This is a genomic window from Bacillus sp. (in: firmicutes) (assembly GCF_031983925.1).
GTDB classification, from domain to species: Bacteria; Bacillota; Bacilli; order Bacillales; family Bacillaceae_G; genus Bacillus_A; species Bacillus_A pacificus.
In genome coordinates this window covers 17,192-27,268 of record NZ_DALYZR010000022.1, presented here as the reverse complement: position 1 = coordinate 27,268, position 10,077 = coordinate 17,192, and the positions used below count along the sequence as shown (strand labels likewise).

10 protein-coding genes and 1 pseudogene are annotated in these 10,077 nt (G+C 32.9%); 9 read left to right on the top strand and 2 right to left on the bottom strand.

The window, feature by feature from the left end; all coding sequences use genetic code 11:
• Positions 1–55: 55 nt before the first annotated feature.
• The 5 genes and pseudogenes from RTP99_RS27260 to RTP99_RS27240 all read left to right on the top strand — a co-directional run.
• Positions 56–877 (top strand): annotated as a pseudogene (locus tag RTP99_RS27260) (MFS transporter); the annotation flags it as partial.
• Positions 878–1,122: 245 nt separating this feature from the next.
• The gene (locus RTP99_RS27255; RefSeq protein ID WP_000005771.1) at positions 1,123–1,590 is read left to right on the top strand and encodes a hypothetical protein; all 468 of its coding nucleotides are present in this window, start codon (positions 1,123–1,125) and stop codon (positions 1,588–1,590) included.
• Between the two features lie 9 nt (positions 1,591–1,599).
• Complete coding sequence (locus RTP99_RS27250) at positions 1,600–2,706, top strand: DUF456 domain-containing protein (protein WP_000844527.1); 1,107 nt, start codon at positions 1,600–1,602, stop codon at positions 2,704–2,706.
• 93 nt (positions 2,707–2,799) lie between these two features.
• The gene (locus tag RTP99_RS27245) at positions 2,800–3,348 is read left to right on the top strand and encodes a hypothetical protein (protein WP_000906765.1); all 549 of its coding nucleotides are present in this window, start codon (positions 2,800–2,802) and stop codon (positions 3,346–3,348) included.
• Positions 3,349–3,872: 524 nt separating this feature from the next.
• Positions 3,873–5,264, top strand: coding sequence for an amino acid permease (locus tag RTP99_RS27240; RefSeq protein ID WP_001284415.1), 1,392 nt, complete (start codon positions 3,873–3,875; stop codon positions 5,262–5,264).
• Between the two features lie 48 nt (positions 5,265–5,312).
• On the opposite strand, the gene RTP99_RS27235 is transcribed toward RTP99_RS27240, so the two are convergent.
• Positions 5,313–6,332, bottom strand: coding sequence for a zinc-binding alcohol dehydrogenase family protein (locus tag RTP99_RS27235; protein ID WP_000643760.1), 1,020 nt, complete (start codon positions 6,330–6,332; stop codon positions 5,313–5,315).
• A gap of 310 nt (positions 6,333–6,642) precedes the next feature.
• On the opposite strand from RTP99_RS27235, the gene RTP99_RS27230 reads away from it, so the two are divergent.
• From RTP99_RS27230 to aiiA, 4 genes are all read left to right on the top strand, one after another.
• Positions 6,643–6,972 carry a PadR family transcriptional regulator gene (locus tag RTP99_RS27230; RefSeq protein ID WP_001102641.1) on the top strand — a complete coding sequence of 110 codons (330 nt, stop codon included), beginning with the start codon at positions 6,643–6,645 and terminating at the stop codon, positions 6,970–6,972.
• Positions 6,959–7,522, top strand: coding sequence for an HAAS signaling domain-containing protein (locus RTP99_RS27225; protein WP_000164536.1), 564 nt, complete (start codon positions 6,959–6,961; stop codon positions 7,520–7,522). Before RTP99_RS27230 ends, RTP99_RS27225 begins: the two co-directional genes overlap by 14 nt.
• Positions 7,512–8,375: a DUF4097 family beta strand repeat-containing protein gene (locus RTP99_RS27220; protein ID WP_000608747.1), complete on the top strand. Its 864-nt coding sequence runs from the start codon at positions 7,512–7,514 to the stop codon at positions 8,373–8,375. Before RTP99_RS27225 ends, RTP99_RS27220 begins: the two co-directional genes overlap by 11 nt.
• Positions 8,376–8,774: 399 nt before the next feature.
• Positions 8,775–9,527, top strand: coding sequence for a quorum-quenching N-acyl homoserine lactonase AiiA (aiiA, locus tag RTP99_RS27215; protein WP_000216577.1), 753 nt, complete (start codon positions 8,775–8,777; stop codon positions 9,525–9,527).
• A gap of 40 nt (positions 9,528–9,567) precedes the next feature.
• Here aiiA and RTP99_RS27210 read toward each other — a convergent pair whose 3' ends face one another.
• On the bottom strand, positions 9,568–10,062 hold the full coding sequence (locus RTP99_RS27210; RefSeq protein WP_041184690.1) for a hypothetical protein: 495 nt from the start codon (positions 10,060–10,062) through the stop codon (positions 9,568–9,570).
• Between the last annotated feature and the right edge of the window lie 15 nt (positions 10,063–10,077).

Genomic DNA, 10,077 nt, shown 5'->3' with positions numbered 1-10,077 from the left:
TAACTTGTGTAAATTTGATTGAATTGTATAGATTTAGTTAAGTTTATCGTATCGGCATAAGCGCCACGTTATGTTTGCTCAAATTTCGGCAGTTATTGCTTTTACACCAGCGATAGGACCGTTAATTGGTGGCTTTCTTGATCAAATGTTTGGATTTAAAATTGTATTTTTAAGTTTAGTAGTTATGAGTGTCGGTATTTTTCTGTATACGTTTGTTTCTCTTCCGGAAACAAAAACGGGCTCAGTGACGAATAAAATAAATGTGTTTTCAGTCTTGAAGAGGTTAATTACAAATCCGAAAGTAGTAACATACGGGTTATTAATTGGAGGAGCGAATGGTGTTTTATTTAGCTATTATGCAGAAGCGCCGTTTATTTTTATTGAATACTTTCAGTTATCGCCTAGTATGTATGGATTTTTAGGGATTGTTGTTGCGTCTGCCTCTATTATTGGAGCGAAAGTTTCAAAACGATTGCTTGCCACGTATAAACCAGAGAAAATTATATATATTGGTTGTCTTGTAATGACGGGGGGAGCTATCCTTTTAACTGTTATTACAGCATTGGGATCAAATCCAAACATAATATATATGATTGGATTTTTAATAGCGATGTTTATATTGCTATTAGGAATCGGAGTAGCGCTACCTAACTGTTTAAGTTTGGCATTAGTAGATTTTCAAGATGTTATTGGTACAGCTGGAGCTTTATTTAGCTTAGGATACTATGTAATTGTAACGATGACAATTTGGGGAATGAGTCATCTGCATACGGGCTCGTTACTCGTGATGCCACTTTATTTTCTAGCTATAGTCGTTATCATGATGGTCTTTACTAAAGTGTTTATTTTAGGTAAACAAACTTCAAAAATGATTTGAAAATAAAATAGGAACAATCGTTATTTTGTGTAAAGGTATTAGCCCTTAAGTATAAAGATAAAAATGCTCTCTCAAAATTTTTTTGGAGAGCATTTTTGTTTTATCACATCTAAAATAGTTTTTTCATTCAAATAGATTCCTAAGTTTAACATTTTTTGGGTAATGTAGTTGTGATCATAATATTCTTTTATTATAATTACTAATATATTTGAATTAATATATATATTAGAAGGGGCGAACGTTTTTTGAGTGAAGTATCTAAAGAAATTAAAATAGCCGAGAAATTAAAATTTTGGGAAGAGCAAGATCAAATAAATAAAGAATTAATACCAAGAGTTGTAAAAAACCATGAAATGATTACAGACTTGGCAGCTCAATTTGATAAAAATTTAATATCTATGTCTTTGTTACAAGAAAACATAGATGAAAATAATGAGGAAATTGATAGTTTACATGAGAAGTTAAAAAACGAATCATCTAAACGGATGGAACAAATAAGTAAATTAACTGCTAAAATAAAAGAACAAGATATACATATTAGTGAAATGAAAAGTATGTTGATGAATCAAGAGGAAGAGATCCGAGAAGTAAAAAAAGTTCAGGAAAAAGTGAATAAAAGTTTAGGAGCTACAGGGAATAATAAAGGGAATGTAGCTGTCAATATAGGTGTTTTAATTGCAATAATACTATCTATTATTGCAATTACTCTATGAGGTGTACGTATGAAATCTTATCAAATGTTGGAGTCATTAAAAAAGATACCGAAATCAGCATCCACATCAAGTGATTTATCAAAAGAAGAGATGTTTTCCCATTTAGAAACGCTAAAAGATAGGGATGTTGTGCTACAAGCAGGCATATATTCATCAATAATAGGTTATCAAATACTTGAAACAAGAAATGTTCCAGATGAGTTGTTTGCTGCATATGCTTCCCAGTACCCACAACTTTCTAATAGTGGTGTATCCCTTTATGAAAAATATGTAGAAGTATATGAAAAGGGAGAAGGTTCTATTTCTGGTTTGGTAAATGGGGTCAAGGGTAAGCAGTTTGAATATTATGTTCAAGATTTATTATCAGATAGATATCCAAATTATGAATTTAGTATTGCTGAAAGTGCAAATCAACCTATATGGGATATAAAAGGGATAAATCAAGAAAATGGGGAAGAGATGCTAATTCAAGTAAAGATGATGGCTCCTGATCAAGCGAATCATTTATCTAATGCTATGCAAGCTAATCCAGATGTTTATTATGCTACTAGTTCAGAAATACGAGAAAAAATTCTTGCTACAAAACCGGAATTACAGGAACAATTTATTCCAATTGATATCTCAAGTTATGAATTTACACAAGATGTACAAGATGGATTGGAAACATTGAGGGAAAACTTAGGAATTGATTTGCCAGATGAAGTTTTTGCATTAGCACCATATTCAACAGAAATAGTTTTAGGGATAAGACTACTCTTTGATTTAGCCTCGGTGAATAGAGATTTTAAACAAGTACAAGCTACTGACAAAGCACGTCTAGGAGCAGTGAAAGCTTTAATTCTGTTTTCAAGGTTTGGCATCAATACAATTTTAGGTGTTGTGGGATCATCACTAGGTACAATAGCAATACCTGGTATCGGTACAGTGATAGGTGTAGTAGCTGGGATATATGTAGGGAGTAAATTAAATAGAAAAATTGCACCATACTCACTGAAAATTGCATACACATTAGTAGGACTTAATGAAGAAGATGTATTCTACTTTAAAAATATGGAAAGGGTACATGATTTGGCACTTGAGTATAGAAAAAATAGTTTGCTTTTACAACAACCGTAAGTTTATTTATAAAAATAATTATAGGTATGAATATGTAATTAATGTTAAAATATAACAAAGTTGTATAGTTATAGTTCTTTGGAGGTTAAAAATATGTTAATAAATCTAGTATGCACGCTACTAATCGTTTCTGGTCTTACAATAGTTATACGAAAAACTTTCATTGTAAACCACTATCTTTGTAATTTAATGGCATTCTTTTGTGCTTATATGACAACATCTTCCTACGTATTAGATCAAAATTCATTAACAAAAACTATATTGATACTATGTTTGTTAGTTATAACCTTTATTCTTATATACTCACATTTTGATGTTAGAGGGTTAGCTTTTAACGATTATACAGTGTTTAATTTACCTTCTAGCCGAGTAAATATATTAGTGAAAGAAGGGCTTACTGAAGCAAATATAGAATTTACTTTAGATAAAAATAATATATATTTATTAGGAACACCTGGTAAGATTCGAATATTGAATAGACCATTACATACAACTAATATTTTATTTAGAAAATGCCCAGATGATATAAAGGCAAAAATGAAAGAGATTATTAAGGAAAAGATAAAAGCTGAAGAGAAGAGTTTTCCGTTTTCCGGTGTATTGTTGATTGTTTTAAGTGTAGTTATATTTTTCTTAAAGTAGGAGATAGGATAGAAAATTTTTAGCTGTGGTAATGGAATAAATAAGAGATGTAGAAGCTAGTGACTTTGTAGTTCTATTAATATATTAAATTTCTACGTGGAGCGTTAATTGCATGTGTAAATAATTACAGTACAAACTATAATTAGTGTAATAACCGAGGAGGATAGGATCTCCTCGGTTATTTATACTGTAATAATATTCATACCGGAATCATATTGAATAGATGTATTTTATTGTTAATTCAGTTGAAATTCAAACGTAATCATGCATATTAATTTATTGAAAAAATAATTGAATTTTTCAGATTAATGAATTAATATAAGGTAAGTAATTTTAAGATTTATAGAATATTGGAAGATGAAAGGTTTTGAGAATTTTATAAGAAGCAATAAAAACGATTTTAGGATAGCTTTAAAGCTAGTGTAAAATGACGTTTGCTTCATCATTTTCAGGGCCGAAAAGAATTAGGGGAAAGCATCTTGTTTTAAAATGCGGCTATGAATCATCTAAGAGGGGGAAGTGAAGTGGCAAACAAAGAATTGAAAAGAGGTTTAGAAGCACGGCATATTCAAATGATTGCTTTAGGCGGAACAATTGGTGTTGGTTTGTTTATGGGGTCAGCCAGCACGATTAAATGGACAGGTCCGTCGGTTATGCTTGCTTATGCAATTGCAGGTATTTTTATCTTCTTCATCATGCGTGCAATGGGAGAAATGTTGTATATGGAGCCAAGTACAGGGTCATTTGCAACGTTCGGTCATAAGTATATTCACCCGTTAGCTGGTTATATGACAGCGTGGAGTAACTGGTTCCAGTGGGTTATCGTTGGGATGTCAGAGATTATCGCGGTTGGAGCGTATATGCAATATTGGTTCCCAGATTTACCAGCTTGGATACCAGGTGTAATTGCAATGGTTATTCTTGGCGCAGCTAACTTAATTTCTGTTAAGTCATTTGGTGAATTTGAATTTTGGTTTGCGATGATTAAAATTGTTACGATTCTATTAATGATTATTGCGGGATTTGGACTTATTTTCTTTGGAATTGGTAACGGCGGAGAAGCGATTGGTATATCAAATCTTTGGTCAAATGGCGGTTTCTTTACAGGTGGTTTCTCAGGATTCTTCTTTGCTTTATCACTTGTAGTTGGAGCATATCAAGGTGTAGAATTAATCGGTATTACTGCTGGTGAAGCGAAGGATCCGAAGAAGACACTTACAAGAGCGATTCAAAGTACAATTTGGCGTATTTTAATTTTTTACATCGGTGCTATTTTCGTTATTGTAACTGTGTATCCGTGGGATCAATTAAGTACAATTGGTAGTCCGTTCGTAGCAACTTTTGCGAAGGTTGGTATTACGGCAGCAGCTGGACTTATTAATTTCGTAGTTATTACAGCGGCAATGTCTGGTTGTAATAGTGGTATTTATAGTGCGGGTCGTATGCTATATACGTTAGGTGTAAATGGACAAGCACCAAAATATTTCACGAAACTTTCTGGAAATGGTGTACCTTTATTCGGTACAGTTGGCGTAATTATCGGTTTAGCGATTGGTGTTGTATTAAGTTATATCGCACCGAAAAATTTATTCGTATATGTATATAGTGCGAGTGTACTTCCTGGTATGGTACCATGGTTTGTCATTCTAATTAGTCAAATTAATTTTAGAAAAGAAAAAGGGGCAGAGATGAAAGATCATCCTTTCAAAATGCCATTTGCTCCTGTTACAAACTATTTAACAATTGCCTTTTTAATTATGGTATTAATCGGAATGTGGTTTAACGATGATACGCGCATTTCATTAATTGTAGGTATCATTTTCTTAGCTATCGTTACAATTAGTTTCTATGCTTTCGGAATAGGAAAGCGAACTCCGTTAGACGTTCAAAATGATCAAGAGATTTCAAGTAAATAAAGATAATAAAAAGTCCGATTTCTTATTTAGAAATCGGACTTTTTACTATTAAAACTTCTCTAAAACGATTTTCCCGATGGTGCGTCCGCTTTCAAGTAGTGCATGTGCTTTCTTTACATTTTCAGCGTTAATTGGTGTGAATGTTTCATTTAAAGTAGTCTTTAAAATGCCTTCATCTAGTAGTTCGCTTACTTTATTTAATAGTTCGTGCTGCGTGATCATGTCTCCAGTTTCATACATCGCTTTTGTGAACATAAATTCCCAAACGAGTGTAGCACTTTTACTTTTTAAAATGCCCATCTCAAGAGGGTGTTCATTTTCTACGATAGAGCAAATTTTTCCTTGTGGTTTAATGAGGTCACATATTGCTTGCCAATGTTGATCTGTATTGTTTAGGCAGAAAATATAATCTACATCTTTTAGCCCAAACTCTAATATTTGTTCTTGTAAAGGTTGGTGATGGTTAATGATATAATCGGCACCGAATTTTTCAACCCAGTGTATCGTTTCATTGCGGGATGCAGTTGTGATAACATTTAGTCCGGCCCATTTCGCAAGTTGAATGGCAATTGAACCTACACCACCAGCACCGCCTATAATTAAAATGTTTTTAAAGGAGTTCGTATCTTTCTTATTATAATCAATACCTAAACGTTCGAATAAACCTTCCCAAGCTGTAATAGCTGTTAACGGAAGTGCTGCAGATTCAGCATCACTTAACGTTTTAGGTTTTTTACCAACGATTCTTTCATCAACGAGGTGGTATTCACTATATGTACCTTGTCTCGTAATGCTTCCAGCGTAAAACACTTCATCGCCTTCTTTAAATAACGTACAACTTTCGCCAGTTTGCACGACAACACCACTAGCATCCCAGCCAAGTATTTTCGCTACATCTTCTTTTTTATCTTTCGGAGAGCGAACTTTTGTATCAACTGGGTTAACGGAAATAGCGTTAATTTTAACGAGTATATCTCTTCCTGTGGCAACAGGTTTTTCAACTTCTAGATCAATTAAACTGTTTTCTTCTTCAATAGGTAAGTATTCATGTAAACCAATTGCTTTCATTTGTATTCCCTCCATTAAAGTAAGAGTCATTTACTCTTTTATTATAGTAGGTGGAGTGTCATTATGTAAAAAAGTTAAGTCCTTTCTATTTTGTAAAAGGCCTGTTTCAGCATCATGTAGTACCGTGTAACTGGAGAGGATCCGCCATCGTTTTGATTTTATAGGCGTCGGATGAAAGTTATACTTATTTTTCCAGTGTACCTTGCAATGAACAATACCAAGTGTTATATTATACTTGTGGTTACTTATTATAAAACAGTACTGGATAATAAATAGTAGTGAACATCAATTAGAATAGGGTGAATGAATATTGAATGTACAATTTAAAAAAGGAGTTTTAGAACTTTGTGTTCTTGTCTTACTTGATAAGCAAGACCGTTATGGGTATGAATTAGTTCGAAGTATTTCCAATCGAATTGAAATATCAGAAGGGTCTGTTTATCCTCTACTGCGTAGATTAACTAAAGAAGAATATTTTACAACGTATTTACAGGAGTCTTCAGAAGGTCCTTCAAGGAAGTATTATACGCTGACGGATAAAGGTAGAACGTATTTGTACCAACTTTTGAGGGAATGGAATGAGTTCTCACAAGGTGTCAATCAATTAATAAAAGAAGGTGTAAGTAATGACGAAAAATGAATTTTTACAACAATTAAATGCATCTCTAAAAAGATTATCTGAAAAAGAGCGTGCAGATATTTTAAAAGATTATGAAGAACATTTTACTTTCGGATTAGAGGAAGGGAAAAGTGAAGAAGAAATTGTAGCTTCATTAGGTTCTCCAGCTCAAATCGCCAAAGAGTTATTAGCAGATTATCATATTGAGAAAGTAACAACAAGTGCAACAACAGGGAATGTTTTTCGTGCAATTTGGGCAGTAATTGGATTAGGTTTTTTCAATTTGTTAATCGTACTTGCACCTGCAATCACATTAGCGGCATTGATTTTTTCAGGTTGGGTTCTAGGTATCTCATTTTTAGGTGCACCATTACTTGTTTTAGTTGATACGATTATACATCCAAATACATTCTTGTTATTTAATCTTTTCGTTTCTTTAGCACTTTGTGGACTTGGATATTTCATTGTTATTGCTATGTTATTTTTAACGAAGCTAGCAACGAAAGGATTTGTTCGTTATTTAAAGTTCAATATAGCACTAGTAAAAGGTGGTTTAAAGCATGATAAATAAGAAGAGTTTCTCAATCATTGCAGGTATTATTTTCATTATTGGTATTATCGGAAGTTTATTCACTTATCGTTCAATTGATGCAGTACCAATTTCAGAAGAAAAGGTCATTAATAATAATGTGTCAAGCGTCATTATCGATACGAATAATGTTCGTGTTAACATCAACCCTACAACAGGTAGTAACGTGAAAGTAAAATTAGATGGTGAGGTTAATCCAAACGTAAAAAGAACATTAGCTACGGATGAGAAAGATTCAACGCTTCTTATTTCTTATAAAGAAAAACAACAGAGTTGGTTCAACTTTAATATTTCTGAAGTGTGGGCGCCATTAACATTAAATGTGTATCTACCTGAAAAACAATATGAATCATTAAAAGTTTCCAATAATAATGGCTATGTTTCTGCTAAAAAACTAAACGCAACAAATTTTAATATCAATACAAGCAATGGACGTGTTGAATTAAGAGAAATCAATTCGCCAAAAATTATCGCGGAAACAAACAATGGAATTATGGATTTCAAAGATGTATTGGCACAAAATATTCATGTGAAATCGAACAACGGACGAATAATGCTAGACCATGTTGAAGGTGAAATAGAGGGGCAAACTAAAAATGGAAGTCTTACTCTGAAAACGAATGAACTGGATCGAAATCTCAATTTTACGACTCACAATGGAAAAATAAATATTGAAACTGAAAAAGAACCAACTAATGTTCAATTTAATGTTGCTGTTGATAATGGTAGAGCGAATATCCTTGATAAATATAATGGAAATACTGTTATTGGAAAAGGAGAAAATGTAATTAAATTAAATACACATAACGGAAATATTACAGTGGAAAAACAATAGCATATTACCTTTTATCATCTCAGCTCGCCACACATAAAGAGCAATAATAAAGTGAAACTGGGGGCATCCCCCACTGATTATCAGCCCTCACCAATCAGGCTGCCCGTTAATGCGGGATAAATAAAAAAACGACTCCTTTTCTCAACATGTAGGTAGTCGTTTTTTTATGTAACATTCGGTTAAGTGTGCATCCTTTGTATATTTCAAAATACAAACAGTTGTTTTATTACGCTTGGTTTTTAGGAAAATAATGAATAGTAATTAACAATGTAAGGAGAATTTGTGAATGAATCAAAAATAATAGCTGAAACAGTGAAGGAAGGGAAGGAGTTTATTTCTAGCAGGGGGAATTTTTTACTGTGAACTTTATCCAAAACTAAATGTAAAGGTGGATACATAATGACAGTAAAGAAACTTTATTTCATCCCAGCAGGCCGTTGTATGTTGGATCATTCGTCTGTTAACAGTGCGTTAACACCGGGAAAACTATTAAACTTGCCGGTTTGGTGTTATCTTTTGGAGACGGAAGAAGGTCCTATTTTAGTAGACACAGGTATGCCAGAAAGTGCAGTTAATAATGAAGGGCTTTTTAACGGTACATTTGCAGAAGGACAGATTTTACCGAAAATGACTGAAGAAGATAGAATTGTAACTATTTTAAAACGTGCAGGGTATGAGCCAGATGATCTCCTATATATTATTAGTTCGCACTTGCATTTTGATCATGCAGGAGGAAATGGTGCTTTTTTGAATACGCCAATCATTATACAACGTGCTGAATATGAGGCAGCACAGTATAGAGAGGAATATTTGAAAGAGTGTATACTGCCAAATTTAAACTACAAAATTATTGAAGGTGATTATGAAGTGGTACCTGGTGTTCGGTTATTGTATACACCAGGACATTCTCCAGGACATCAGTCATTATTAATTGAGACGGAAAAAAACGGTCCTGTATTATTAACGATTGATGCATCTTATACGAAAGAGAATTTTGAAGATGAAGTGCCGTTTGCGGGATTTGATTCGGAATTAGCCTTATCTTCAATTAAACGTTTAAAAGAAGTTGTGACAAAAGAGAAACCAATTATTTTCTTTGGACATGATATAGAACAGGAAAAGGGTTGTAAAGTGTTTCCTGAATATGTATAGTGCAAAAAGTCATGAGCTCACGTGCTCATGACTTTTTCGTTTAAATAATTTTTTTAAATAAGTTATAAACTTTTTTGGAACTATCTTCATTTAATTGATAGTACGTTAGGTTTACATCATCAGGAGTATCTTGCTGAGCAATCATCACTTCGTTATTGTGATGATCAACTACCCATATGAAATATTTTTTATAAGTTCCATCTTCGAAAGTAATCCACATATCACAATCTATTAAATTTGATCCTTCTTCATCTAATGTTAATTTTCCTTTTTTTGCGGTATCCATACTATTAATAAACGTTTTTAATTCATCTGTTTTTGTGAGGAAGAGATCCTTTTTTGTTTTAATGGATTCGACATGTATATCTTTTATTTCCTGTTTTCCTAAAAAGACAGGGGGCTCATTTGGATCCCTTTGAGTGGAAATAATAGTAGCTTTTTTCTTGGGCTTATTTGCTGTATAGAGATCTTGAATAGATTTTCCAGAGTTTATAAACCATACGATTCCACAAATAATCAATGTGCTACAAAGCAGTAAAATAATTTTCTT

Bases quoted from the DNA above. Each gene is read 5' to 3' on its own strand.
- RTP99_RS27225 (WP_000164536.1), top strand. From the start codon at position 6,959: ATGACGAAAAATGAATTTTTACAACAATTAAATGCATCTCTAAAAAGA.
- RTP99_RS27245 (WP_000906765.1), top strand. From the start codon at position 2,800: ATGTTAATAAATCTAGTATGCACGCTACTAATCGTTTCTGGTCTTACA.
- RTP99_RS27235 (WP_000643760.1), bottom strand. From the start codon at position 6,332: ATGAAAGCAATTGGTTTACATGAATACTTACCTATTGAAGAAGAAAAC.
- RTP99_RS27250 (WP_000844527.1), top strand. From the start codon at position 1,600: ATGAAATCTTATCAAATGTTGGAGTCATTAAAAAAGATACCGAAATCA.
- aiiA (WP_000216577.1), top strand. From the start codon at position 8,775: ATGACAGTAAAGAAACTTTATTTCATCCCAGCAGGCCGTTGTATGTTG.
- RTP99_RS27220 (WP_000608747.1), top strand. From the start codon at position 7,512: ATGATAAATAAGAAGAGTTTCTCAATCATTGCAGGTATTATTTTCATT.